The 23,839-nt window shown below is 71.3% G+C and carries 21 protein-coding genes and 1 pseudogene; 5 read left to right on the forward strand and 17 right to left on the reverse strand.

Going from position 1 to position 23,839, the window contains the following annotated elements:
- Positions 1-9 precede the first annotated feature (9 nt).
- A complete protein-coding gene (locus tag IPJ59_RS13095) occupies positions 10-393 on the reverse strand; it encodes a fluoride efflux transporter FluC (protein ID WP_293255187.1) in 384 nt (127 codons plus the stop codon).
- A gap of 53 nt (positions 394-446) precedes the next feature.
- On the opposite strand from IPJ59_RS13095, the gene IPJ59_RS13100 reads away from it, so the two are divergent.
- Positions 447-1,235 (forward strand): CPBP family intramembrane glutamic endopeptidase, encoded by a 789-nt coding sequence (locus IPJ59_RS13100; RefSeq protein ID WP_293255184.1) that lies wholly within the window; start codon positions 447-449, stop codon positions 1,233-1,235.
- A 94-nt stretch (positions 1,236-1,329) separates the two neighbouring features.
- On the opposite strand, the gene IPJ59_RS13105 is transcribed toward IPJ59_RS13100, so the two are convergent.
- The 11 genes from IPJ59_RS13105 to IPJ59_RS13155 all read right to left on the reverse strand — a co-directional run bounded on the left by IPJ59_RS13105 (position 1,330) and on the right by IPJ59_RS13155 (position 11,384).
- Complete coding sequence (locus IPJ59_RS13105; protein ID WP_293255181.1) at positions 1,330-1,605, reverse strand: phosphopantetheine-binding protein; 276 nt, start codon at positions 1,603-1,605, stop codon at positions 1,330-1,332.
- The gene (locus IPJ59_RS13110; RefSeq protein ID WP_293255178.1) at positions 1,602-2,456 is read right to left on the reverse strand and encodes an SDR family oxidoreductase; all 855 of its coding nucleotides are present in this window, start codon (positions 2,454-2,456) and stop codon (positions 1,602-1,604) included. The genes IPJ59_RS13105 and IPJ59_RS13110 overlap by 4 nt, the downstream gene beginning before the upstream one ends.
- Positions 2,457-2,458: 2 nt before the next feature.
- Positions 2,459-3,268, reverse strand: coding sequence for an SDR family NAD(P)-dependent oxidoreductase (locus IPJ59_RS13115; RefSeq protein WP_293271896.1), 810 nt, complete (start codon positions 3,266-3,268; stop codon positions 2,459-2,461).
- Positions 3,269-3,284: 16 nt separating this feature from the next.
- On the reverse strand, positions 3,285-4,058 hold the full coding sequence (locus IPJ59_RS13120; RefSeq protein WP_293271897.1) for a polyketide synthase: 774 nt from the start codon (positions 4,056-4,058) through the stop codon (positions 3,285-3,287).
- Complete coding sequence (locus IPJ59_RS13125; RefSeq protein WP_293271898.1) at positions 4,055-4,978, reverse strand: enoyl-CoA hydratase-related protein; 924 nt, start codon at positions 4,976-4,978, stop codon at positions 4,055-4,057. The genes IPJ59_RS13120 and IPJ59_RS13125 overlap by 4 nt, the downstream gene beginning before the upstream one ends.
- A gap of 17 nt (positions 4,979-4,995) precedes the next feature.
- A complete protein-coding gene (locus tag IPJ59_RS13130; protein ID WP_293271899.1) occupies positions 4,996-6,222 on the reverse strand; it encodes a hydroxymethylglutaryl-CoA synthase family protein in 1,227 nt (408 codons plus the stop codon).
- A complete protein-coding gene (locus IPJ59_RS13135) occupies positions 6,222-6,968 on the reverse strand; it encodes an SDR family oxidoreductase (protein ID WP_293255163.1) in 747 nt (248 codons plus the stop codon). Before IPJ59_RS13135 ends, IPJ59_RS13130 begins: the two co-directional genes overlap by 1 nt.
- A gap of 39 nt (positions 6,969-7,007) precedes the next feature.
- Positions 7,008-8,303 carry a beta-ketoacyl-[acyl-carrier-protein] synthase family protein gene (locus tag IPJ59_RS13140; RefSeq protein ID WP_293255160.1) on the reverse strand — a complete coding sequence of 432 codons (1,296 nt, stop codon included), beginning with the start codon at positions 8,301-8,303 and terminating at the stop codon, positions 7,008-7,010.
- A gap of 144 nt (positions 8,304-8,447) precedes the next feature.
- Positions 8,448-9,041, reverse strand: a complete 594-nt coding sequence (locus IPJ59_RS13145) for a 3-hydroxyacyl-ACP dehydratase FabZ family protein (protein WP_293255157.1) — start codon at positions 9,039-9,041, stop codon at positions 8,448-8,450.
- On the reverse strand, positions 9,038-10,117 hold the full coding sequence (locus IPJ59_RS13150; protein ID WP_293255154.1) for an ACP S-malonyltransferase: 1,080 nt from the start codon (positions 10,115-10,117) through the stop codon (positions 9,038-9,040). The genes IPJ59_RS13145 and IPJ59_RS13150 overlap by 4 nt, the downstream gene beginning before the upstream one ends.
- A gap of 7 nt (positions 10,118-10,124) precedes the next feature.
- Positions 10,125-11,384, reverse strand: a complete 1,260-nt coding sequence (locus IPJ59_RS13155; RefSeq protein ID WP_293271900.1) for an aminotransferase class I/II-fold pyridoxal phosphate-dependent enzyme — start codon at positions 11,382-11,384, stop codon at positions 10,125-10,127.
- A gap of 218 nt (positions 11,385-11,602) precedes the next feature.
- Between IPJ59_RS13155 and IPJ59_RS13160 the strand changes: the two genes are divergently transcribed.
- The gene (locus tag IPJ59_RS13160) at positions 11,603-12,685 is read left to right on the forward strand and encodes an NAD-dependent epimerase/dehydratase family protein (RefSeq protein WP_293271902.1); all 1,083 of its coding nucleotides are present in this window, start codon (positions 11,603-11,605) and stop codon (positions 12,683-12,685) included.
- A 9-nt stretch (positions 12,686-12,694) separates the two neighbouring features.
- The gene (locus IPJ59_RS13165) at positions 12,695-13,828 is read left to right on the forward strand and encodes a UTP--glucose-1-phosphate uridylyltransferase (RefSeq protein ID WP_293271903.1); all 1,134 of its coding nucleotides are present in this window, start codon (positions 12,695-12,697) and stop codon (positions 13,826-13,828) included.
- Between the two features lie 21 nt (positions 13,829-13,849).
- On the opposite strand, the gene mtaB is transcribed toward IPJ59_RS13165, so the two are convergent.
- The 3 genes from mtaB to IPJ59_RS13180 all read right to left on the reverse strand — a co-directional run bounded on the left by mtaB (position 13,850) and on the right by IPJ59_RS13180 (position 19,356).
- The gene (gene mtaB / locus IPJ59_RS13170; protein ID WP_293271904.1) at positions 13,850-15,154 is read right to left on the reverse strand and encodes a tRNA (N(6)-L-threonylcarbamoyladenosine(37)-C(2))-methylthiotransferase MtaB; all 1,305 of its coding nucleotides are present in this window, start codon (positions 15,152-15,154) and stop codon (positions 13,850-13,852) included.
- A 4-nt stretch (positions 15,155-15,158) separates the two neighbouring features.
- Complete coding sequence (locus IPJ59_RS13175) at positions 15,159-17,678, reverse strand: serine/threonine-protein kinase (RefSeq protein WP_293271905.1); 2,520 nt, start codon at positions 17,676-17,678, stop codon at positions 15,159-15,161.
- 1,057 nt (positions 17,679-18,735) lie between these two features.
- Positions 18,736-19,356, reverse strand: coding sequence for a pseudouridine synthase (locus IPJ59_RS13180; protein WP_463673356.1), 621 nt, complete (start codon positions 19,354-19,356; stop codon positions 18,736-18,738).
- A 318-nt stretch (positions 19,357-19,674) separates the two neighbouring features.
- Between IPJ59_RS13180 and IPJ59_RS38685 the strand changes: the two are divergent.
- Together IPJ59_RS38685 and IPJ59_RS13190 are read left to right on the forward strand one after the other, a co-directional pair.
- Positions 19,675-19,761, forward strand: a pseudogene (locus IPJ59_RS38685) (hypothetical protein); the annotation flags it as partial.
- 98 nt (positions 19,762-19,859) lie between these two features.
- On the forward strand, positions 19,860-21,215 hold the full coding sequence (locus IPJ59_RS13190; RefSeq protein WP_293271907.1) for an acyl-CoA dehydrogenase: 1,356 nt from the start codon (positions 19,860-19,862) through the stop codon (positions 21,213-21,215).
- A gap of 124 nt (positions 21,216-21,339) precedes the next feature.
- On the opposite strand, the gene IPJ59_RS13195 is transcribed toward IPJ59_RS13190, so the two are convergent.
- Both IPJ59_RS13195 and IPJ59_RS13200 read right to left on the reverse strand, forming a co-directional pair.
- The gene (locus IPJ59_RS13195; protein ID WP_293255130.1) at positions 21,340-22,884 is read right to left on the reverse strand and encodes an ABC transporter substrate-binding protein; all 1,545 of its coding nucleotides are present in this window, start codon (positions 22,882-22,884) and stop codon (positions 21,340-21,342) included.
- A 1-nt stretch (position 22,885) separates the two neighbouring features.
- Positions 22,886-23,821 carry a tetratricopeptide repeat protein gene (locus IPJ59_RS13200; RefSeq protein ID WP_293255128.1) on the reverse strand — a complete coding sequence of 312 codons (936 nt, stop codon included), beginning with the start codon at positions 23,819-23,821 and terminating at the stop codon, positions 22,886-22,888.
- Positions 23,822-23,839: the final 18 nt, after the last annotated feature.

Here is a 23,839-nt window from a genome sequence, read left to right on the forward strand (position 1 = left end):
TATTGGTGCCTACGCCGCGCGCCCGAACAGGCCGACGACCGCCGCGCCGATCACCACCATCAGGACGCCGCCGACGAGGTGGAGGGCGAGCTGGGTGGCCAGCGGGGCCCAGCGGCTGGCCTGCGCCAGCTCGACGCTCAGGAGGGCGAAGCTGCTGTAGGTCGTGAAGCCGCCGAGCAGGCCCACGAGGGTGATCGTCCGCAGGGGACCAGGCGCCAGCGCGGCCGCCAGCGCGCCGATCGCCAGGCAACCGAGGAGGTTGACCAGCAAGGTGCCGACGTGCGGCAGGCGGGCCGCCAGCGCGGCGTCGAAGCGAGCGCTCAGGACCAGGCGCAGGCAAGCCCCGGCGCCCCCGGCGGCGAACAGCCCGGCCCACTGCGGCCACGTCTTCACCTGGCGGCTATAACCCGTCCGCGTCGCGGGTGAAAGTTTGCCGGGACCGGCCGGTGGGCGCACCCTTCCACCGCAGCATGGCCCGCGCACCCCGAGACGCTCGCCCCGAGCCCCCACCCCGCCGCCGCCCGCCGAGCGCCCTCGGGGCGCACTTCGGCGGGCGCATCGACCCCTTCACCAGCGCCGTGCTGGTGTTCCCGCTGTTCCTCACCTACCAGCTCGGCATCCTCGGCCGCGGCGGGAGCGGCCAGAACGGGGTCGACTTCCTCACCCGCGAGCTCATCGAGCTGTGCGCCCGCGACCTCGGCAACTACCTCGGGGTGCTCGGCGCGGGCCTGCTCGCCTACGCGGCGCTGCTGGTGATCCTGCGCCAGTACGGCCGCTTCAACCCGCGGGTGTTCCTGCCGATGCTCGCCGAGTCGGCCTTCTACGCCGGCACCATGGGCACGCTGATCCTGTTCGCTATCCACCGCTTCGCCGAGGTGATGCCCCAGCTCGCGCTCGCCCAGGTGCCGCTCGCCGACGTGGTCGTCATCTCGGCGGGCGCCGGGCTGCACGAGGAGCTCATCTTCCGGGTGATCGGCATGGGCGGGCTCGGCTTCCTGCTGGCCGGCATCACCGGGCCGCGGCGCGCGTGGGTGTTCGCGCTCGTGCTCTCATCGCTGGTCTTCAGCCTGGCGCACCACATCGGGCCGGCCGGCGAGGCCTTCACCTTCGCGGCCTTCGTCTACCGGACGCTCGCGGGGGTGTTCTTCGCGCTGGTGTATCAGCTGCGCGGCTTCGCGGTCGCGGCCTGGACCCACGCCCTCTACGACGTGTACGTGCTCAGCCTGCACGGCTAGCCGGGTCGCGGGTTGTCCCCAAGGACAGGTTGACGGAACGCAGACGGTCGACGGCCGGTGGGCCATCGACCGTCTCAACGCAAGGACGCGCAGCTCAGCTAGCGGCGGCCGCCGCCGCCTTCTCGGTCACGCTGAGGTGCAGGAGGTCGACGAGCTCGTTGATGTTGGTGAGCTTGTTGAGCTGGTCGCGCGGGACCTTCACCTTGAGCTCGCGCATGCTGCAGGACACGACCTCGACGATGTCGAGGCTGTTGGCTCCGAGCTCCTTCATCGACTTGGACGGGTCGATCTCCTTGCCCTCGATGCCCTCGACGGTGTCGGCGAGGTGGCGTCGAACGACGGCAAGGACTTCTTCACGTGTGCTGATCATCGTTTCTCCTTCAACGAAGGATCCTGGGGGTACAGGACCTTGAGCCCGCGCTGCTCTCGCTGCGAGAACAGGCGGACGACGTTGTCGGCGAAACCGAAGCCCCTGTCCAGTAGTAGGACCTGGCCCTTGACCCCGTCCATGAGTCCGCTGCAGAGACCGAGGGCGGCGGCCGCGACCTCCTCGGGGCTCACGAAGAAGCCCTCGCCGTAATATTGTTTGCAGAACGGGGCGAAATCCGGGCCGAAGGTGGCCTCCAGGGAGCGCGTCTCGACCGGGTTGGCGCGCACGACGTTGATGCGAATATCCTCACTGAGCAGATCTGCAGTGAGGTAGCGGCAGAAAGTCTCCATCACCGTCTTGCTGGCGGCGACGAAGTCGTAGCCCGGGAGGAAGTACTCGGGGCCGCGGGAGGACATGCCGATCGCGTAGCGCGGGTAGCGGCCGAAGGCGGCGTGGGCGGCCTGCAGGTAGCCGACGAAGGGCCAGGCGCTGTAGCCGAGGCTGCGCAGGAAGCTCTTCTTGTCGAGGTCCTCGTGCTGCTGGCTGACGTGGGCGAAGGAGACGTTGCTGAGGATCGCAAACAGGCTGTCGTGGTCGCGCTTGATGGTGGTCATCAGCGCGTCGGTGTCCTCGTCTTGCGAGACGTCGGCCTCGACGATGACCGGGGCGCGGGCGCCTGCGCTGCGAAACTCGGCCTGCAGCGTGTCCTCGTCGGCGCTGCCCCAGCGGTGGGTCAGGTACACGTGGGCGCCGTGGCGGGCGAACAGCAGGCCGCAGGCGCGGCCGATGCCGTCGGTGCCGCCGGTGATGATCACCGCCTGGTCCTTCAGGTCGTTCTTGAGCATGGACATGATCAGGTGGCCTCCGTCTCGGGCTGCAGGAGGCGGGGGCCGAGGGTGGCGATGTTGTCGACGAAGGCGGCGCCGCGATCGAGGGTGACGACCTGGCCGGACATCGCATCGAACATGCCGCTGCACAGCGCGAGGGTGGTGTCGGCGATCTCCTCGGGGGTGCAGGCGAACTCGGCGAAGCGGCGCCCGAGCTCGACCTGCTCCGGGCCGAACATGTCCTTGTAGGACTCGGTCATGACCTGGCGCGAGCGCAGGGCCTGCACCTTGCAGCCATCCGCGAACAGGTGGGTGGCCATGTAGCGGACGAAGGTCTCGAGCACGGCCTTGGCGACGGCGACGTAGCCGTAGGCCGGGTAGTGGGCGTCGGGGCCGTCGGAGGACATGGCGACGGCGTAGCGGGGGTAGCGTCCGAAGGCGCGGTGGATCGCGTGGAGGTAGCCGACGAAGGGCCACGAGCTGTACTCGAGGCTCTTGTAGAGAGAGCGGCGCTTGAGCTCGAGGGTGCCCTCGCCGCGCTGGACGACGGCGACGTTGGAGATGAACACGTCGACGTGGTCGTGCTCGGCCTTGACGCGCTCGAGCAACGCCGCGGTGTCCTCGTCGCGCGAGACGTCGGCCTCGACGATCATCGGCGCGGGGGCGCCGATCGCCGCGAAGCGGGCGCGCAGGGCGTCCTCGTCGGCGCTGCCCCAGCGGTGGGTGAGGATCGCCCGGGCCCCGTGGCGGGCGAAGGCGAGGCCGCAGGCGAGGCCGATGCCGCGGGTGCCGCCGGTGATGAGCACCGCCTTGCCAGTGAAGTCGTTGAAGTGCATCGGTCGGTACCTCGGGCTAGGGGCGGTAGTTCTCGCGGATGAGGGCCTTGGTGGCCGGGTCGGCGAAGCAGAGCTCGTGCATCAGCGACTCGAGCGTGCGGGCCTCCTCGAAGGCCACGCGGCGCGGCAGGCCGAGGGTGCGCTTGAGCAGCAGCAGGGCCGCGCGCGGCTTTTCGCACAGGCGGGCCGCGACGTCCAGCGCCCGCACCTCGACCTCGGCGCGGGGCAACACGGCGTTGACCTGGGCCCCGCGGGCCGCGAGCTCCTGGCCGCGGAAGTACTGCGCGCCCAGCATCATCTCGGCGGCCACGTAGGGGCCCACGGCGGCCTGCAGGAGGCGGGTGGTGCCCATCCCGGGCGTGAAGCCCAGGTCCATGAAATTGCAGCCGTAGCGGCTCTCGCGGGCCATGAACACGAGGTCGCAGGCGAGGCCGAAGACCAGGCCGCCGCCGACGGCCGCGCCGGCCATGGCGGCGATGCTGGGTTGCGGCAGCTCGAGCAGGCTGCGGGTGAGCAGGAGGTCGTAGGGGGCGATGCGCCCCTCGGCGAGGCCGAGCAGGACGCTGCGATCGCCGCCGGCGGAGAACAGATCGGGCAGGCCACACAGGACCACGACCTTGACGTCGGCGCGGGCCCCGAGGGCGCCGAGGGCCTGGACCAGGGCGGCGACGAAGGGCTGGCTGAAGGCGTTCTTGCCGGCGCTGTCCTGCATGCGCAGGACGGCGCAGCCGGCCTCGTCGACGCGGATGTCGAGGATGTCCTCGGGGACAGGTTGCTGTGGCTGGTTCATGGCCGGGCTCCGGGGCGGGTGGCCCAGGGTGGGAGCTCGCCGGCGAGGAAGCCGGCGATCGCGGCGCGCAGCTCGGGGCGCAGGACATCGGCGCTGGTGCGCGCGACGCCGGCGGCGAGCGCCTCGGGCAGCGCCAGGCCGGCGATCTCGGCGGAGAAGCGCTTGAGCCGGGCGACCGCGTCGGGGCTGCAGCGCAGCAGGTACTTGAGGCGGGCGGCGAGGCTGCGGGCCGGGTCGTCGCTGCGCTCGTCGACGAGGCCGATGTGGAGGGCCACGTCCGCGTCGATCGCGTCGCCGGTGAGGGCGAGGGCGCGGGCGCGGGCCGGGCCGACGCGCTCGCCGAGCACCGGCAGCACGACCGCGGGGATGAGGCCGAGGAACAGCTCGGGCAGGCGGAAGCTCGCGCGCGGTCCGGCGATCACGAGGTCGCAGGCCGCCGCGAGGCCGACCCCGCCGCCCGAGGCCGCGGCCTCGACGAGGCACACGCTGGCGAAGCGGGAGCCGCGCAGGAGGCCGAGCACGCGGGCGTAGCAGGCGATCGCGGCGGATGGATCGCGCTCCGTGATCTCGACTGTGCTGCTGTCGCGCGTGGACACGTCGGTGTCGCCGTCCGGTGCGATGGCGAGGGCCTGGAGGTCCATGCCGCGACAGAACTCCTCGGCCTCGCTGGCGAGCACGAGCACGCGGCAGCGAGGGTCGGCCTCGGCGCGCAGGAGCAGCTGCTCGAGCGCGGCGAGGCCTGGGCCACCGAGGGCGACGACACCAGTGCCAGAGCCAGTGCCAGTGCCAGTGCCAGTGCCAGTACCAGAGCCAGTACCAGAGCCAGTACCAGAGCCAGTACCAGAGCCAGCGCCAGCCTCGTCGGCGCCGAGCCAGGCGCGCCAGACGGGCGTGTCGAGGGCTTCACAGCGCAGGTGCATGATGTCCTCGGCGGCGCCTAACTCAGGCGGTACGCGCGTTGAAAGGCCGTCACGCCGTCGAGCACGAGGCGGCCCTTGCCGGCGTAGACGCGCTCGTAGAGGTCGTGGAGGCCGGTCTTGGCGACGCTGTAGTCGGGCTGGTCGACCAGGCTCATGCGCAGGCGCTCGACCGCCTCGTACTCGGGGACGCTGAGCTGCAGGCGGGCGTCGAGGCCGGCCTGCAGCGCCGCCGCGGCGACGCGGGCGTGCGCGTGTGCGCCGATCTTCGCCGCGTAGAACTCGGCGCAGGAGCCCGAGCCGTAGGAGAACATCGACACCCGGTCACCGGCCTGCAGCTCCGGCGAGCTGTCGATCAGGCCCATCAGGGCGATGAAGGTCGCGGAGGTGTAGCTGCCACCGAACTGGCTGTTGTAGATGAGGGCCGACTTCGACTTGCGCTCGAAGTGCTCGCGGGCCGCCTTGACGCCCATGTCGGCGCGCCAGTGGCGGAGCATGGCCCGGTGGGCGCGGAAGGTCATGCCGCCGAAGGGCACGTGGTAGATGTGCCTGGCGAAGTAGCTGTCGTAGTCGATCGGGCCGACCTTGCGGATGAAGTGCTCGTAGGCGCCCTCGAGCGCCTCGAGGTAGCCGTAGAGGCTGGTGTCGGCGTGGCCGACCTCCTGCATCGAGGTCGGGCGGTAGGTGTCGAAGATCTCGTGGGTCCAGTAGCCGGTCTTGTCGAGCTCGAGCTCGAGGACGTCCGGCGTGGCGCTGACCAGCATCGCCGTCGCGGCGGCCCCGAGCACGTACTCCCAGGGCTGGCCGAGGTGCATGCGGCTCTGGTCGCTGGTGACGACGAGGGCCTTCTTGCCGGGCGCGGCCCCGGAGGCGACCCAGTGCGCGGCCATCATCAGGCCGGAGGTGCCGCCGTAGCAGGCGTGCTTGGTCTCGAAGTTGCGGCAGTTGGGCGTGATCTGGCACCAGCGCTGCACGTAGGTCGACATCGGCTTGCCGAAGTCGGTCGCCGACTCGCTGCCGACGATGACGAGCTCGATGTTCTCGCGGTCCTCCGGGGTGACGACCTGCAGGGCCGCGTTGACGGCCATGGTCACCGGGTCCTCCCACGGCGGGTTGAGCGAGCGGGCGCGGACCCACAGCTCGCCGATCGGGTGGTTCGGGTCGTGGTCGCGGGCCTCGGCCAGCACGCGCATGTCGAGGGCGAGCGTGCAGGGGTAGGCGGCGATGCGCTCGATGCCGACGGCCATCAGTAGGTCCAGTCGAGGCCGCCGGTCACGGGGATGACCTGGCCGTTGATGTAGCTGCCGCCGGGGCCGGCGAGGAAGGTGACGACGGTGGCGAGCTCGTCGATGCGGCCCATGCGGCCCTTGGGCATCGGGCAGTACTGGGCCCAGTACTCCTTGGCCTGGGCGGGCATCGACTCGCGGGTCATGTCGGTGTCGAAGAAGCCGGGGACGACGACGTTGGCGGTGATGCCCTTGCGCCCGTACTCCTTGGCAAGCGAGAGGGTGAGGCCGTGGAGGCCGGCCTTGCTGGCGGCGTAGTTGGCCTGGCCCGCGGCGCCGCTGTGCTGGATCGACGAGACGTTGATGATGCGGCCGAAGCGGCTGGCGAGCATCGACGAGAGGAAAGCGCGAATGACGTAGAAGGGGCCGTGGAGGTTGGTGGCGAACACGCTGTGCCACTCCTCGTCGGACATCGAGATGACGAGGTTGGCGCGGTTGATGCCGGCGCAGTTGACGACGACGGCGATGCTCTCGAAGTCGGCGAGGACCTGGTCGGCGACCGCGGCGACGGCCTCGGGGTCGCCGACGTCGAGGACGTAGCCCTTGCACAGGGCGCCGGGGCGCAGGGCGCGGGCCTCGGCCTCGACCTTCGCGGCGGCCTCGCGGTTGCCCTTGAAGGCGAAGGCGACGTCGTGGCCCTCGCGGACGGCCTGGAGGACGATGCCCGCGCCGATGCCGCGAGAGCCGCCGGTGACGAAGTAGTTCATGACATCCTCATAATCCTTAAGGGGCCCGGGCGCTGGGGCCTACAGCTTGCTCGGGTCGAAGCGGCGATAGAGGGCGCAGCAGTTGAGGCCGCCGAAGCCGAAGGAGTTCTTGACCATGAGCTGGATCTCGTGGTCGACGGGGACGTTGGCGCACACGTCGAGGTCGACCTCGGCGTCGAGCTTCTCGATGTTGATCGAGGGGTGGAGCTTGCGGCCCTGCATCTGCAGCATGGCGGCGACGGTCTCGACCGCGGGGGCCGACCAGCAGGTGTGGCCGAGCATCGACTTGGGGGCGTTGATCTTGAGGCGCTTGGCGTGGTCGCCGAACACCCGCTTGATCGCGTTGAGCTCGGAGAGGTCGCCGAGCGGGGTCGAGGTCGCGTGGGCGCTGACGTAGTCGATCTGGTCGGGGCGGACGCCGGCGCGGCGGAGCAGGCGCTCGATGGTGCGGGCCTGGCCGTCGGTCGAGGGCGAGGGCAGGTGGCTGCCGTCGGAGGTGGAGGTGCAGCCGAGGATCTCCGCGTAGATCTTGGCGCCGCGCTTGAGCGCGTGGCCGAGCTCCTCGAGGACCAGCACGCCGGCGCCGTGGGACGGCACGAAGCCCTCGCGGCGGGCGTCGTAGGGGCGGCTGGCGAGCTGCGGCTCGTCGTTGAAGCTCTCGTAGGTGATGGCGCCGAGCAGGGCCATCGCGTGCACACCCATCTGCGAGAAGTCGAGCACCGGGCCGACGACCATCGCCACGTCGTGGTCGTGGTGGCGGATCTCGTCGAGGGCGGAGCGCAGGGCCACGTTGGCGCTGGCACAGGCGCCGCCGAGGGTGTAGGCCGCGCCCTGCCAGCCGAGCAGCTCGCAGACCGAGCCGGCGTGGTCGGTGTCGAGCATGTGCAGCGCCGCCATCGAGTCGATGTAGTCGGGCTCCTCGTGGAGGAAGGTCTCGTAGTTGCTGGCGAAGTAGCGCTCGTTCAGGTTGTGACCGCCGACCAGCACGGCGCGACGGGTCGGATCGCCGCCCTCGCCGAGGCCGGCGTCGAGCCAGGCATCGGCGGCGCACAGCACCGACAGCGAGGTCGAGAACGGGGCCTTGTTGCACAGCACGCGGGCGCGGCGGTGCATCTCGGCGGGCAGGCGGTCGCGCAGGCGGCCGAGCTTGGCCTTGACGTCGTACTCCGAGAGGTCGCCGCCGACCTTGGAGTAGACGGCGTCGTTGCGCAGCCACTTCCAGCGCGTGATCGCCGACTTGCCCGCGAGCAAGCTGGCATAGAAGGTCTCGAGATCGTCGCCGATCGGCGTGTTGATGCCGAGGCCGGTGATGACGATGCGTCTGTCATTCGCCATGAACAATCACTCCGGGTCAATCGAACTCAGTCCGCCGTCGGTCCAGCATCACACCCAAGCCTCGGTCCTGGCCCCTGGTCAAGCCCCTGGTCAAGCCCCTGGTCAAGCCCCTGGTCAAGCCCGGTCAAGCCCTTAGTCAAGCCCCTAGTCAAGCAGGATGACCTCGAACACGGCCAGGGCCTTGACCTCGTCGCCGTGGATCACCTGGCCGATGCAGGTCGAGACGTAGTCGCTCTGCTCGAGCGAGCGAGCGAGCAAGGTGACGCGCTCGCCGGGTCGCACGGCGCCCTGGAACAGCGCGTGGTGGACCTTGAGCAGGCGCAGGCGGGCGGGCTGGTCGGCCGCGTCGACCAGCTGGGCGGCCCCTGGAGCGACCTGTGGCCGGCCCTTCGCCAGCAGGTGCTGCAGGCAGATGCCGAGCTGGCCGATGGCCTCGACCAGGAGCACGCCGGGGTAGACCGGGTCGCCGGGGAAGTGGCCGGCGAGCACGGGGTCGTGCGGGTCGATGCTGCGGCGACCGACGACGGCGGCCTGCGTGAAGTCGACGGTGTCGATGGTGTCGACGAGCAGGAAGGGGTCGCGGTGCGGCAGCATGCGCTCGAGCTGCGGGCGGCCGAGCTCCACGCGCAGGCTGTGCTCGCCGGGCGCGAAGACCGGCCGACGACGGTAGGTCTTCACGAGATCGAGGAGGTCGCTGGCGGGGTCGAAGGCGCCGGCGAGCGACTCGAGGGTCGTCACGCCTGCGGCCATTCACGGACCTCGAGCGACCCGGACATGGGCGCGGGCATGGAACCAGACATCGGCCCAGGCATAGAACCAGCCATGGGGCCAGGCATCGCTGCGGCGCCGCCGGTGGTGGCGCGATGGGAGCGCAAGGTCGCGAGCACGTCGGCGAGGTGGCCGGCGGCGTCGTCGCGGCTGTCGGTGCAGTAGCGCGGGCGGGCGACCCACTTGCGGTCGAGCAGGTTGAACAGCACCTGGCGCGGGCCGACCTCGACGAGCACGGCGTCGGGGTGGAGGGCGACGACGTGCTCGATGGAGCGGCGCCACAGCACGGGGGTGTGCACATGGGCGGAGAGCATGGCGACGTAGTCGTCGTGGGTGGCGGCGAGCACGGGGGCGCCGACGCGGTTGGGCAGGTAGGGGCGACGAGCGGTGCGGAAGCGGGCACGGCGGAGGTGCGGGCGCAGGGCCTCGCCGACCGGGGCGAAGATCGAGGCGTGCATCGGCACCTGACGCTCGATGATCGCGGGGACCACGTAGTGCTCGTCCTCGAGGACGGCGACGGCGGCCTCGACCGCGGCCTGCTCGCCCGAGAGCACGTGTTGGCGCGGCGAGTTGAGGTTGACGATCTCCAGCACGCCGAGGCCGCGGGCGCGGACCGAGTCCACGACCTCTTCGAGGGTGCCGAGGTCGAGCGGCTGGACCGAGGCCATGTAGCCGCGGGGGCCGGCGTCGTAGGCCTCGCCGCGGGCCTTGACCAGGCGCAGGGCGTCGATGAAGTCGAGCGCGCCGATGTGGGTGAGGTGGTTGTACTCGCCGAGGCTGAGGCCGAGGGAGAGCTCCGCGTCGACGCCCTCGGCCTGGAGGATCGAGAGCATCATGTGGTTGGCGATGAACACGCCGAGCTGGACGTCGACGTTGCGCTCGAATGCGCCGGGGTTGTCCTCGCTGTAGTGGCTGCGGAGGTCGCGGCCGAGAGCCTCGCCGGCCTGCGCGAGCACCTCGTCGGCGCGCGGGTGCAGACGAGCCAGCTTGTCCAGCATTCCGGGGTACCGGGAGCTCTGCCCGGGGAACATGAAGACCAGAGTCATCGCCGGGTCATGCCTGCCTGGAGGTGCGGACCACCGTGTCCTCGAGGATCTGCAGCGCGAGGTCGAGGTCCTCGCGGGAGTGGGCCGCGGTGATGGCGACGCGGAAGCGCAGGCCGTCTTCGGGCACCGATGGGTAGTCGACGGGCGCGAGGAAGAGGCCCTTCTCGTGCATCTCGCGGGTGAGCTCGTAGAGGCGGCGACGGTCGGAGCCGATGATGATCGGGACGACCTGGCTGGTGGAGTGGCCGAGGTCGAGGCCGAGGCCGAGCGCCTGCTCGCGGAAGTAGCGGGTGTTGGCCCAGCAGCGCTCGCGCAGGCTGTTGTCGCGGGTGGCGACGTCGAGGGCCTTGCTGACGCCGGCGACCACCGATGGCGGCAGCGCGCAGCTGAAGCCGTAGGGGTTGATGTAGTAGCGGATGTACTGCAGCAGCTTGCGCGGGCCGACGGTGAAGCTGCCGGCGCCGGCGAAGGCCTTGGAGAAGGTGGCGAACTGGAGGGCGACCCGCGACTCGGCCCGCGACTCGGCGTCGTGGTGCTCGAGCACGCCGCGGCCGTGGGCGCCGTAGACGAGGATCGAGTGGGCCTCGTCGATGAAGACGCCGACGCCGTGGCGCTCGGCCACCGGCAGCAGGTTCGGGAGGTCGGCGATGTCGCCGTCCATCGAGTAGACGCCCTCGAGCACGATGAGGCGGCGCTGGCCCTCGCTGGCCTGCAGGGCCTGCTCGAGCGAGGCGGGGTCGTTGTGGTCGAAGAAGACCAGGCGGGCGCGCGCCAGCTTGGCGCCGTCGATCGAGCAGAGGTGGCTCTTGGCGTCGAGGATCGCCACGTCGCCCTTGCGCAGCAGCCCGGTGAGGGTGCCCATGCCGCCGGCGAAGCCGCTGTTGAAGATGATGCAGTCCTCGCGCCCGGTGAAGGTGGCGAGCTTGTGCTCGAGCTCGCGGTGCAGGTCGCTCATGCCCGACAGCAGCGGCGAGCCGCACGCGCCGGTGCCGTAGTCTCGTAGGGCCTTCTGGGCGGCCTCGATGACCTCGGGGTGCATGGCGAGGCCGAGGTAGTTGTACGAGCTGAGGTTGACGACGCGGCGGGTGACGCCGTCGCGGCGGATGTCCATGCGCGGCGCGACGCCGGAGAGCATCTGCGGCTCGTACATCGCCATGGCCCACGCGCCTTCTTCGGCCCAGCGCGTGAAGCTCTCTGGCGGGATCAGCGGATCGTCGCTGTCCGAGAAATAGAAGTCTGCGAGGCTAGATTCGGCTTCGCGGCCCATGCGCGGTCCCCAAGAGGAGTCAGGGCGTAGTTACAGCGAAAGTAGCGTGGGTGTCACGGAAATTCAGCGCTGCACCGCTATTTACACACGCGTTTGAATGGAGTGTCACACGCATGTACAAAGAGAACGCACTCGCCTGCGCATTCGCCTGCGCACCGCGGACGCGTGTCGCCGCGACTGGGCTTGCGCACCCGCAGCGCGGCGGCTATCTCGGCCGCGTGAGCACGCAAGTCCTCGTCACTGGCGCCAACGGCTTCATCGGCAGCCACCTCGTCGAACGCCTGCACGAGCGCGGAGAGGCCGTGCAAGCGATGGTGCGGGGCAGCTCGAAGCTCGCGCACCTCGAGGGCTGCGCGGCGCCGCGGGTGCACGCGGCGCTGGACGACGTCGCGGCGATGACGACGGCGATGGCGGGCGTCGAGGTCGTGTATCACGTGGCCGGGCTGACGGCGGCGTTCTCTCGCGCGGAGTTCGAGCGGGCCAACGCCACCGGCACCGCCAACGTGTTCGCGGCGGCGCGTGCGGCGGGGGTGCGGCGGGTGGTGTACGTGTCGTCGCTGATGGCGGCCGGGCCCTCGCACCCGGAGGTCGCGCGCCGCGAACACCACGCGCACCGCGTCGGCTTCACGCGCTACGGCGACAGCAAGCTCGGGGGCGAGGCGATTGCGTGGGAGCAGGCCCAGAGCGGGGCGATCGAGGCGGTGATCGTGCGACCGCCGCTGGTCTACGGGCCGCGCGACACCGACGTGCTGCAGATGATCAAGTCGGCCGGGGCGGGGATCATCGCCCAGCCGGGCCTCGGACGACCTGCATGGCTGTCAGCGATCCACGCGCTCGACCTCGTCGAGGGGATCATCCTCGCGGGCGAGCGCGGGGTCCCGCTGCCGATCCTGGCTGACGTCGGTGGGCACGTGCTGGCCGGACACGGGGCGGCGCACGACCACGTGTCCGAACAGCCCGACGAGCCGGCGGGCCGCGGGATCTACTACTTCAGCGATGGCGGTCAGCACACGGTCACCACCTTCGGCCAGGTCGCCGCGGCGGCGCTCGGGCGCCGCGCCCTGGCCCTGCGCTTCCCGGGACCGGCGGTGATCACGGTGGCCGCGATCAACACGTGGCTCGGCAAGCTGCGCGGCAAGGCCCCTGCCCTCTCGCTCGACAAGGCCCGCGGCAGCCTGGCGCCGGGCTGGTGGTGCGACGACGCCAAGGCGGTGCGGACGCTCGGGTACCGCCCGCAATTTCCGCTCGAGCAGGGCCTCGAGCACACGGTCCGCTGGCTCCGCGAGCAACGCTGGTTATGATGCGGGCGGATGCTCCGCCCCTCCGTCGCCCACGCCGCCTTCGACCCCGAACAATTCGCCGAGCTGCGCGCGGCGCTGCTGCGCGGGGCGCTGAGCCCGGAGCGCACGCGCCTGAGCCACGCGCCCGAGCGCCTGACACCGGAGGCCATGACCGCGGTGGCGGGGCTCGACGCGGCGACGCGGGCCCGTCTCACGGCGCGCGGCGAGGCGGCGATCCGTGGGCGTGAGGTCGCGGCGCTGGTGCTCAACGGCGGGATGGCGACCCGCTTCGGCGGGGCGGTGAAGGGCGTGGTGCCGGTGCTCGCGGGCCCGGGCGCGCCGTCCTTCCTCGCGGTCAAGCTGGCCGGGCTGCGCGGCGTGCCGGTGGTGCTGATGCACAGCTTCGCCACCGCGGCCGCGAGCGCGGAGCACCTCGCGGCGATCGACTGGTCGGGGGTGCCGCACGGCGATCGCCTGGTGTTCGAGCAGTCGCTGCTGCCGCGCATGCTGGCCGACGGCACGCCCCTGCCGGCGCTGCCGGAGGCCGAGAGCTGGGGCGACACGCTGGTCTACGCGGCGCCGGGGCACGGCGACACGCTGCGCCGCCTGCGTGACAGCGGCACCCTGGCGAGCCTGCGAGCGCGTGGCGTGCGGCACCTGCTGGTGTCGAACGTGGACAACCTCGGGGCGACGCTCGACCCGCTGCTGCTCGGGGCTCACTTGGAGGCGCACGAGCGCGGCAACTCGCTGAGCGTGGAGGTGGTGCTGCGAAGCCCGGACGACGCCGGCGGCTGCGTGGCGGGTGTGGGTGGCAGGCCGCAGATCATCGAGGGCTTCCGCCTGCCGGCTGGCGTGGCTATCGAGCACTACCCGCACTTCAACACCAACACCCTGTGGGTCGCGCTCGACGCCCTGACCGAGGCGCACCCGCTGACCTGGTTCGCGGTGCGCAAGGCGATCGATCTGCCGGAGGGCGGCGCGCGCGAGGTGCTGCAGTTCGAGCAGCTGATCGGGCAGCTGAGCGAGTTCGTGGCGACCACCTGCCTGCTGGTGGATCGCGCGCGCTTCCTGCCGATCAAGAGCCGCGAGGAGCTGCGCGCTGCGGCGCCGCAGATCGCCGGGCTGGCGCGCGCGGCCGGGTTGGCCGCTGCGGCCGCGGGCTGACGGGCTGTCCCCGGGGACAGGTCATTCCACGAGCTCGCCGAGGCTGCGCTCGCCGTCGAGGGCGGTGAGGCGCAGACGGACCGCGCGACCGAGCAGCGCGTCGGGGCCGTCCAGCTGGACCTTGATGTAGTTGTCGGTCAGGGCGACGAGGCGGCCGCTGTGGCGGTCGCGGGCGCGGTAGACCACCGCCGGGGCGAGGACGCCGAGCTGCGATCCGCGGAACGCGAGGCCCTTGCGCTGCGAGAGGGCGCGCAGGACCCGGGTGCGACGCAGGCGCTCGCCGGGAGGCACGGGGTCCGGGAGCTCGGCGGCCGCGGTGCCGCGGCGCTCCGAGTACGAGAACACGTGCAGGCTGGCGAGCGGGGCCGCGTCCAGGAGATCGACGGTGCGCGTGAAGGCGGCGAGGCTCTCGCCGGGGAAGCCGGCGATCACGTCGGTGCCGAGGTGGATGCCCGGGACCGCGGCGGCGAGCCGGGGCAGGAGCTCGCGCAGGTCGGCGACGCTGTGACCGCGACGCATCGCTCGCAGCACGCCGTCGTCGCCGCTCTGGACCGGGAGGTGGAGGTGGCGACACAGCCGGCGATCGCCCGCCAGCAGGGCGATGAGACGGTCGTCGACCTCGTGCGGGTCGACCGAGCCGAGGCGCAGGCGGGCCGGGCCGAGCTCGGGGAGGAGGACTGCGAGCAGGCCGCAGAGGTCGCTGCGCGGGGCGAGGTCGCGGCCGTAGGTGCCGAGGTGGACGCCCGTCAGCACGACCTCGGGGACACCGGCGGCGATCAGCGCCCGCAGCTGGGCGCGGGCCTCGGCGAGCGGGAGGCTGCTGCTGCGCCCGCGCACCTGCGGGACGATGCAGAAGCTGCAGCGGTAGTCGCAGCCGTCCTGGATCTTGAGGTAGGCCCGACTGCGCCGGGGGTCGGCGGCGGGCTGCAGACGGGCGATCCGCTGGCGCCGGGCGAGGTCGACGGCGGCGACGTGCACGCGATCGTCGCCTGTCCCGAGGGCCAGCTCGAGGAAGCGCTCCTTCTCGCGGTTGCCGAGCACGCGCGAGACCTCGGGCATGGCCGCGAGCGCGTCAGGGTCGGCGGTGGCCATGCAGCCGGTGACGACGATGCGGGCGCCAGGACGCTGCCGGGCCGCGCGGCGCACCAGCTGGCGGGTGTCGGCGTCGGCGTCGTGGGTGATCGTGCAGCTGTTGACGACGTAGAGGTCGGCGGCGCGGTCGTCGAAGCCGACGACCTCGTGCCCGGCGGCGCGGACGACCCGCTCGAGCGCGTCGGTCTCGAACTGGTTCAGTCGGCAGCCGAGCGTGGCGAAGGCGACGCGCATCGCGTCACAGCGAGAAGCGCCAGACGAACTCCTGCGTCTTCTGCTTGAAGCGGTCGAACTTGACCTTGGACTTGACCGACTTGGCGATGCAGCGGGCAGCGGAGCTGGTGTCGGCGGGGGACATCTCGAGGACCCGGCCGGTGGCGCCCTCGACCTTCATCTTCACCAGCGCGACGGCGCCGCGGACGGCCCCGGCGGAGACCCGGCAGGCCTCGACGTCCTTGACGATGGCGGAGCTGGTCAGCACGCGGCGCTGATCGAAGGGCTCGAGCTTCTCGAGCGTGGGCGAGGCCAGCGGCTCGGTCTTCGGGTCCTTCTTGACCGGCGGGTCCTTCTTGACCGGCGGGTCCTTCTTGATCCGCGGCGGCGGGTCCTTGATCGGTGGGCCCTTCTTCGTCACCTCCGGATCGTCGTCGTCGACGATGATGTCCGCGGTCTCCTCGCCCGGGACCGGCGTGGGCACCGGCTCGGGCACGGTCGGCTCGGGCGGCGGTGTCACGACCTGGACCGGCTCCGGTGGGCCTTGCTTGTCGACCGGGGCCCCGGTGGCGGCGACCGTGTCACCAGCCTCGCCGCCGCGGTTGAGCGCGAAGACCAGCCCGACCACCAGCAGGAGCACGGCCGCGAGCAGGCCGATGACCAGCTTGGTGAGCAGCTGCGGGTCGCGCACGGCCTCGGGCCAGTGGCCACCGGAGCCGACGGTGACCTGGTTGGCGATGTTGCTGTTGCTGAGCGGGCCGGTCGGGCTGCCGGGGAAGGTGACGTCCTGCGGGGTGCTGCTGCCGTTGGCGCTGCTGGCACTGCCGCTGTTGGCGGCCGCGAGGGCCTGGGCGCTGGCGGCGTTCATGGCCGCAGCGATGCGGGCGGCGGAGGCGGCGGCGTCGAGGTTGCTGGTGGTGCCGGAGCGGCCGTCCGAGAGGCCGCGCGGGGCGGCGACGATGCCCTCGATGAGCTCGGCCATGGTCTGGAAGCGCATGGCGCGGTCCTTCTCCATGGCCTTGAGGATGATGGTCTCGACCTCGACCGGGATGTCGGCGTCGGGGGCGAGCTGACGCGGCGGCACCGGGCGCACGTTGACCTGCTGCGACAGGACGCCAAACATGGTCTTGTCGCTGAAGGGCAGCTGACCGGTGAGCAGCTGGTACATGATGCAGCCGAGCGCGTAGATGTCGATGCGCACGTCGCCGGCCTCGCCCTGGACCTGCTCGGGGGCCATGTACTCGGGCGTACCGATCAGCGCGCCGGCCTGGGTCAGCGTGTGCGAGATCTGGCGGTTCTCCTCGTGCATCTTGGCGATGCCGAAGTCGAGGACCTTGACGAAGTCCCGCATGCCGTTGCGGTGGATGATGAAGCAGTTCTCCGGCTTCATGTCGCGGTGCAAGATGCCCTTGGCGTGGGCGGCCTGCAGCGCGCGGCAGATCTGCAGCAAGATCCGTCGGGCCCGCGACCACGGCAGCGAGCCGCTGCGGCGAAGCAGCTTGCCGAGGTCCTCGCCCTGCAGGTGCTCCATCACGAAGAACACCGCGCCGTTGGGCATCTCGCCGTAGTCGATGACGTCGATGACGTTCTCGTGGCCGATCTTCGAGGCCGCCTGGGCCTCCCGCAGGAAGCGCTTCACCTGATCAGGGCGGTGGGTGTAGGCGGGGTTGAGCACCTTGACGGCGACCCGCTTGCCGAGCGCGACGTGCTCGGCGAGGTAGACCTTGCCCATGCCGCCCTTGCCGATCAGGTCGAGCACGCGGTAGCGGTCGGCGAGGACCTGGCCGAACAGCGCGTCGCGCCGCGGCGACAGCGAGCCGGAGCCAGAACCGGAGTGCGAGCCGGAGCCGGAGCCGGAGCCGGAGCCGGCCTCGCCTTCGCCGCTGGGCGTGGCCTCGACGCGGGTGCCGTCGTCGGAGGAGTCGCGCGCGCGGCTCGGCGGGGCCTGACCGTTCTGCGTGATGTGGATGACGACGTCGCCGGAGTCACCGCCCGAACGTCCGCGCTCGAAGCTGGTGGGCGTGCCGGTGGCGCGATCGTCCTCGTCGATGTCATCGCCGCCGAGGCCGACGTCGGGGTCGATGTCCTCGTCGTTGCCGTCGTTGCCGTCGTTGCCGTCGTTGCCGTCGTCGTCGCGGGAGGCCTCGTCGTGCGTGCCCGTGTCCACGTTGTCGGCGTCGTCCACGTCGTCGGGGTTGGCGTCGACGTCGGCGGTGTCGTCGTAGCGGGCGTCGTCGGTGTCCTCGTCGACCTCGATCGCGGTGTCGAGCGAGTCGCGCGGGTCCTCGACGTCGCCCTCGTCGCTGGCCTCGCTGTACCCGACGGTGTCCGGGTCGGAGTCGAATTCCAGATCGGTGTCGAGCTCGGCGGCGTCGGTGATCCCGCTGACGCTCTGCCAGCCGCGGATCGCAAGCGAGTCGGGGACCGCGTCGCTGTCGGGCGCTGGCACGACCTGGGTGACCGAGGGCTGCAGGGTGACGAGGCCGGAGACGGTGCTCGGCGGGTCGATGAAGGCACCCGGCTGCGTGCCGGTCGGGCCCGCCACCGGTGTGGTCCCCGGCTGCGTGCCGGTGCCCGTGGACTGCGTGGACCCGGCGCGCCGAACGGACTGCGTGCCGGACTGTGTGCCGGGCTGCGTGCCGGTCGGGCCGACGCTGGCGACGACGGTGCCGGTCGGACCGATGACGGGCGTGGTACCTGGCTGCGTGCCCGTCGGGCCGACCGATAGCGTGCCGGGCTGCGTGCCAGTCGGACCGACCAGGAGAGTGCCGGGCTGCGTACCGGTCGGGCCGACCGATAGCGTGCCGGGCTGCGTACCGGTCGGGCCGACCGATAGCGTGCCGGGCTGCGTGCCAGTCGGTCCGCGACGCAGGCCCAGCTGGCTGCCAGACTGACTGCCTGACTGACTGCCTGATGCGCTGCCTGATGCGCTGCCTGATGCGCTGCCTGATGCGCTGCCTGCGCTGCCTGATGCGCTGCCTGACGGGCTGCCAGAACCAGAGGGGCGGCTCGTGAGGCCTGGCTGACCGCCGGGTTGCATGACTGGTCCGCGTGAAGGTGCAGCGGGTGTGACCGACGCCTGGTTCGGCGCCTGGTTCGGGGGATGAAACGACGGTGCCTGGTTCGGTGCCTGGTTCGGCGCCTGGATCGGTGCCTGGATCGGTGCCTGGTTCGGCGGCGTGAGTGGCCGCGACGAGGGGCCGAGCCGCGGCAACGCGGGGACATGTGGCTGCCCGAGCGCGGGCGGCTGTCCGATGGTTGGTGGGAGCAGCGGCGATGCGCCGGGCGGCGACGGCACCAAAGGTGGTGCGAGCGGTGCCGGCGTGGCCGGGGTGGACGCGGGCTGGGCCCCTGGCACGGCGTTCAAAGGTCGCGCGGGCGCATCGTCGCTTTTGCGGCCCTCGCGGCGGCCTTCGGGAGTCGTGCCCATCGGACTGGCAGCACGCTAGCACGGTGCTCGCGGGCGGAAAAGCTGAACACTTCCTCGCCGGGGCGGCGCTCTGACCCGGTTTTGCGGGGTCTTTTGCCGGCTTGTTGCGGGCCAGCCCGTGCGCGTGTGTGGGCGAGTATGAGGCAGCACGGCGAGGTTTTGGGCCCCGGCGTCACATTTGCAGCGATCTCCAGGTGCCGGGGGCGAGGCCCTCGAGGTCCCAGTCGGCGAGCGACCAGCGCACGAGGCGGAGCGTCGGGAAGCCGACCGCGGCGGTCATGCGCCGGACTTGCCGGTTGCGGCCCTCGTGCAGGACCAGCTCGAGCCAGGTCGTCGGGATCGCGGCGCGGAAGCGGATCGGCGGATCGCGGGGCCACAGCGAGGGGGGCGCGATCACTCGGGCGCCTGCCGGAGCGGTCCAGCCGTCGCGCAGCTCGAGGCCGTCGGCGAGGCGCGCGATCGCGGCGGCGTCGGGGATCCCCTCGACCTGCGCCCAGTAGGTCTTGGCCTGCTTGTGCCGCGGATCGCTGAGGCGGTGCTGCAGGCGTCCGTCGTCGGTGAGGACGACGAGGCCCTCGCTGTCGGCGTCGAGGCGGCCGCAGGGGTACACGTTGGCGACGGGGATGTAGTCGGCGAGGGTGGCCCGACCGGCGGCGTCGGTGAAGCGCGTCTGCACTCCGAAGGGCTTGTTGAAGAGGACGATGGTGGCCACGGCGCTTCGGGCTCCGGCTGCAGCTGGGCCGCAGCTGGGCTGTGGCGCGGCAAGCGTGCACTTGTAGCCCGCGCGCGGCAAGACCAGCGCGCGCGGCCACTGGACGCCCCTGGCAATGCGAAGTATGCAGGCTGGGTGAGCAGCACCAGTTTCGCCGTCGATCTGCAGGACATCCACTTCGTACTGTTTGACCAGCTGGAGATGCAGCGAAAGCTGGGCCAGCACGGCCGCTACGCCGAGCTCGACCGCGACGTATACGAGGCGACGCTGGCCGAGGCGAAGCGGCTGGCAGAGGAGGTGCTGGGGCCGATCAACAAGACCGGGGACCGCGTCGGCTGCAAGCTCGACGGCGACGGCAACGTGACCACGCCGCCGGGCTACAAGGAGGCGTGGAAGATCATGGCGGAGGGCGGCTGGGTGGCGGTGTCGGCCCCGAGCGAGCTCGGCGGCGGCGGCATGCCGTTCACGATGGCGATGATCGTGAACGAGATCCTGTGCGGCGCCTCGATGGCGTTCATGATGTATCCGGGGCTCACGGCCGGGGCGGCGCGGGTGATCTTGAGCACGCGCCGGAGCGGCTGCGGGTGCCCTTCGCGGGCAACATGTTCAGCGGCAAGTGGGGCGGGACGATGTGTCTCACCGAGGCGGGCGCGGGCAGCTCGGTCGGCGACAACCGCTGCAAGGCGACGCCGACCGACGACCCCGAGGTCTACCTGCTCGAGGGTGAGAAGATCTTCATCAGCGGCGGCGACCAGGACCTCACCGAGAACATCTGCCACCTGGTGCTCGCGCGCACGCCCAACGCGGGCCGCGGGACCAAGGGGCTCAGCCTGTTCGTGGTCCCCAAGTACCTGACCGATGAGACAGGTGCGCTCGGCGCCCGCAACGGCGCGCACGTGCTGGGCATCGAGCACAAGATGGGCATCCACGGCAACGCGACCTGCACGCTCGGGCTCGGCTCGCGCGGGCCGTGCAAGGGCTTCCTCGTCGGGCAGGAGAACCAGGGCATCGAGCTGATGTTCCTGATGATGAACGAGGCGCGCATCGGCGTGGCGGCGCAGGGCCAGGCGATCGCGGCGGCGGCGTACGGCTTCGCGCGAACCTACGCGAAGGACCGCGTGCAGGGCCAGGCGCTGCAGAGCGGCAAGAACCCGGACGCGCCCCCGGTGGCGATCGTGCAGCACCCGGATGTGCGGCGGATGTTGATGCTGCAGAAGGTGTACAGCGAGACGATGCGCTCGCTGCTGTGCAAGCTGGCGCTGGACTTCGACCTGATGCACGAGTCCGCCGACGCGGCCGAGCGCGAGCGCCTGAAGGGTCGGGTCGACCTGTGGACACCGATCGTAAAGGCGACCTGCACGGACCTCGGCTTCGAGGTCGCCACGCTGGCGGTGCAGACCTACGGCGGCTACGGCTACATCGGCGAGTACCCTGTCGAGCAGCTGGTGCGCGACGCCAAGATCGCGTCGATCTACGAGGGCACGAACGGGATCCAGGCGATGGACCTGGTCGGCCGCAAGCTGCGGGTCGGCGGCGGGGCGCTGTTCATCGAGTGGATGAACGCGGCCAACGCGACGCTCGCCGAGGCGGCGGCGGCGGGCCTGGGCGCGGCCGCGGAGGCGCTCGGCAAGGCGGTGCAGATGCTCGCCGGCTCGGCGATGCACCTGGCGGGGCTCGGCAAGGCGCGCAAGGTCGAGGCGGCGATGCTGCAGGCCTCGCCCTTCCTGCGGATGTTCGGCACGGTGCTCCTGGGGATGGAGGCGATCGAGCAGGCGATGGTCGCCCGTCGCCTCGCGGGCGAGCGCGGCGAGTCAGCGCTGTTCACGGGCAAGCAGCGCAACCTCGAGTTCTTCGTCGCTACCCTGCTGCCGCAGGCGATCGCGCTCGGCAAGACCGTGCAGTCCGGCGACGAGAGCTGCCTCGACCCGTCGCTGTTTTGAGCGGCCGCGCGGAGGCGCAGAGCTGCCTCGACCCGTCGCTGTTTTGAGCGGCCGCGTGAGGCCTCGACCCGTCGCTGTTTGAGCGGCCGCGTGAGGCGCTGCGCTACGACCCGAGCCCGCGGGCTCAGCCTGCGGGGGCCCAGGTGCCAGTGAGGCCGTCGGGGCAGATGGCGGTGAACTGGTCGACGGGGACCAGGGAGGTCCCGTCGTCGGCGAGGCCGAAGGCGACGAGATCGCCGCAGATGGTCCCGTCGGAGCGGTAGTCGAGCGGGCCGCTGGCGCCGACGACGTCGATCGTCTTGCCGGCCTTGATCTCGGCGATGGCGGCCTTGACGAAGGTGGCCGGCGGGTCGCCGAAGGACACGGCGGTGCTGGTGGCGTCGTTGAGGCGGCTCATGGCGCTGCGGATCGCCAGGCCGGTGATGGTGTCGGAGCCGTTATGGGCGCTCATGCCGAGCAGAGTGACCATCGCGGCGTCGTACGCGAGTCCGGCCTCGACGCGGGTCGCGGCGGCGCCGATGCGGGCCTTCACGGCGGCGTAGTTGGCGGTCTCGAGGTTCGGACCGATCGCCCGCAGGTTGGGGAGCAGGCTGGTGTCGGGGGACTTGGTGATGGCGGCGAAGGAGCGCTCGGCGACGTAGACGCGGGTCGGCCACGGCTTGCCGCTCTCTTTGTAGTGCGCGAGCAGGTCGGCGACCTCGGCCCCGCCGAGGACGATGAGGACGTCGGTGTCGCCGAAGCTGTCGAGCTTGGCCTTGCCGTCCTCGAGGTCGCGGTACGAGGAGATGACCTGGCTGCTGACCTCGGGGATGCGGTTGATCTCGCCGGCCTTCTTGTCGGTGGCGAGCGCGTAGTACATCGCGTAGCCGTAGTCGTCGAGGATGAACAACAGGGTGACCTTGGGCGAGGCGGTGCTGAAGGTGTCGGCGTCGATCTCGTGCTTGAGGTAGGTGCCGAAGGCCCGGCCCTGGATCGTGACGCTCACGTTCGACTGCCAGATGAGGTCGCTCGAGTCGCTGAAGTCGAGCGGGATCGCGGCGGTGGGGCTGTTGGTGTAGGCCAGCACGCCGTTGATGACGCTGACCTTCTCGGCGACGCGGGTGAACTCGTCGTCGGCGAGCGGGCCGAGGATCGCGGGGACGTTGAGGGTCTGGCCGAGGTGCTTGGCGGCCGACTCGGCGGTGGTGACCGAGCCGGCGGAGTCGCAGGGGATGATCGCCACCTGCTTGTTGTCGTGGAGGCTGCCGCCGCCGTCGTGGAAGTCGTTGAGGGCCTGGACGAAGGCGGCCTCGGCGGCGAGGCCGAGCTCCTTCTCCTCGCCGCTCTTGTCGACGATCGAGCCGATGAACACGACGTCGTCGCTGGGCTTGCCGCCGGCGTAGATGGGCGCGGCGCACTGCGCGTTGGTGGTGGCCGCACACGCGCCCGAGAGGCCGCAGATGAACTCCTCGCCGAGGCCGGCGCACTGCGAGTTGGAGCTGCACTTGCGCGGCTCGCACTGGGCCGCGACGCAGTGCATCGGCTTGTTGTCGACGAAGAAGTCGCTGCAGTCGCTGTCGTTGCGGCACTCGGTGAAGTCGAGGACCGCGGAGCAGGCGCCCGCGACCAGCCCGAGCCCGGCGGCCAGAGACAGCAAGAGGACGCTACGGAGGGAGGTGAGCGATGACATGTTAAAACCGGTGGGTGAAGCCGAGGCCGACGTGGGTCGGCGAGACCTGGGGCTGCAGCGCCTGGGCGGCCCGGGACTTGCGGACCGCGGGGACGATGAGGAGGACGATGCCGACGGCCGCGATGACGCCGCCCGCGATGAACAGGCCGTCGGCGGTGGCCGCGAGCGAGCGGCCGCGGGTGGCCGCGGTCTCCTTTTCGGGGAGGGTCTTGGCGGCGACGAAGTCGTTGTGGGCGCCGCGAGCGACGCCGCCAGCGATGGCCCCGCCGATCACCAGGGCGGCGCCGGTGCCGAGCATGACGCCGCCGATCGGTCGCAGCAGGCGGCCGGACTTTCCGGGCTTGCTGTCGGTCGGGGGCGGGTTGTTGGCGGGCGGCTGCGGGCCGACGACGGGTGCGGGCTCCGTGACGGGAGCGGGCTCGGCCGGCTTGGGCTTGTTGCGGTTCTTCTCCTTCTCGCGGATCTCGACGATCGTTCGCAGCATCTGCAGGCGGGTGACGGCCTTCTCGCGGTCCTTGAGCTCGAGGCTCTCGTCGGCGATGAACTTCTCGTAGTAGCCGATCGCGGCCTCCGCGTTCTGGGCCTCCTCGTAGATGCGGCCGATGTTGAAGAGGATCGCCGGCTCGGGCTGGACGGCGTAGGCGCGCTCGAACAGGGCGACGGCGCCGGCGTAGTCCTTGTCCTTGAACTTGGCGGTGGCCTGGCCGACGAGGGTGTCGAAGGTCTCGGTCTCGCCGCCAGAGCTGGCGGGTGCGGCCGGTGTGGCCGGGGCTGCCAGTGTGGCCGTGGCCGCCGGCGCGTACGCGTACGCGACGAGGCCGGTCGTGGTCAGCGAGCCCATGGAGATGTTGCGGTGGACCGGGAGCGAGGCGGCCTTGGCGTCCGCGCTCGACGCGAGGAGCGAAGCGGCCAGGAGCGTGGCGACGAATCTGTGCATGGCGATCACGAGGGCGGG

Source organism: Nannocystis sp. (genome assembly GCF_016714285.1).
Classification (GTDB): Bacteria; Myxococcota_A; Polyangia; order Nannocystales; family Nannocystaceae; genus Nannocystis.

Coding starts and splice junctions, on each gene's coding strand:
- IPJ59_RS13105 (WP_293255181.1), bottom strand. CDS start 1,605: ATGATCAGCACACGTGAAGAAGTCCTTGCCGTCGTTCGACGCCACCTC.
- mtaB (WP_293271904.1), bottom strand. CDS start 15,154: ATGCGCGTCGCCTTCGCCACGCTCGGCTGCCGACTGAACCAGTTCGAG.
- IPJ59_RS13140 (WP_293255160.1), bottom strand. CDS start 8,303: ATGGCGAATGACAGACGCATCGTCATCACCGGCCTCGGCATCAACACG.
- IPJ59_RS13195 (WP_293255130.1), bottom strand. CDS start 22,884: ATGTCATCGCTCACCTCCCTCCGTAGCGTCCTCTTGCTGTCTCTGGCC.
- IPJ59_RS13130 (WP_293271899.1), bottom strand. CDS start 6,222: ATGGCCGTCGGCATCGAGCGCATCGCCGCCTACCCCTGCACGCTCGCC.
- IPJ59_RS13125 (WP_293271898.1), bottom strand. CDS start 4,978: ATGCACCTGCGCTGTGAAGCCCTCGACACGCCCGTCTGGCGCGCCTGG.
- IPJ59_RS13135 (WP_293255163.1), bottom strand. CDS start 6,968: ATGAACTACTTCGTCACCGGCGGCTCTCGCGGCATCGGCGCGGGCATC.
- IPJ59_RS13115 (WP_293271896.1), bottom strand. CDS start 3,268: ATGCACTTCAACGACTTCACTGGCAAGGCGGTGCTCATCACCGGCGGC.
- IPJ59_RS13155 (WP_293271900.1), bottom strand. CDS start 11,384: ATGGGCCGCGAAGCCGAATCTAGCCTCGCAGACTTCTATTTCTCGGAC.
- IPJ59_RS13165 (WP_293271903.1), top strand. CDS start 12,695: ATGCTCCGCCCCTCCGTCGCCCACGCCGCCTTCGACCCCGAACAATTC.
- IPJ59_RS13150 (WP_293255154.1), bottom strand. CDS start 10,117: ATGACTCTGGTCTTCATGTTCCCCGGGCAGAGCTCCCGGTACCCCGGA.
- IPJ59_RS13120 (WP_293271897.1), bottom strand. CDS start 4,058: ATGAACCAGCCACAGCAACCTGTCCCCGAGGACATCCTCGACATCCGC.
- IPJ59_RS13200 (WP_293255128.1), bottom strand. CDS start 23,821: ATGCACAGATTCGTCGCCACGCTCCTGGCCGCTTCGCTCCTCGCGTCG.
- IPJ59_RS13110 (WP_293255178.1), bottom strand. CDS start 2,456: ATGTCCATGCTCAAGAACGACCTGAAGGACCAGGCGGTGATCATCACC.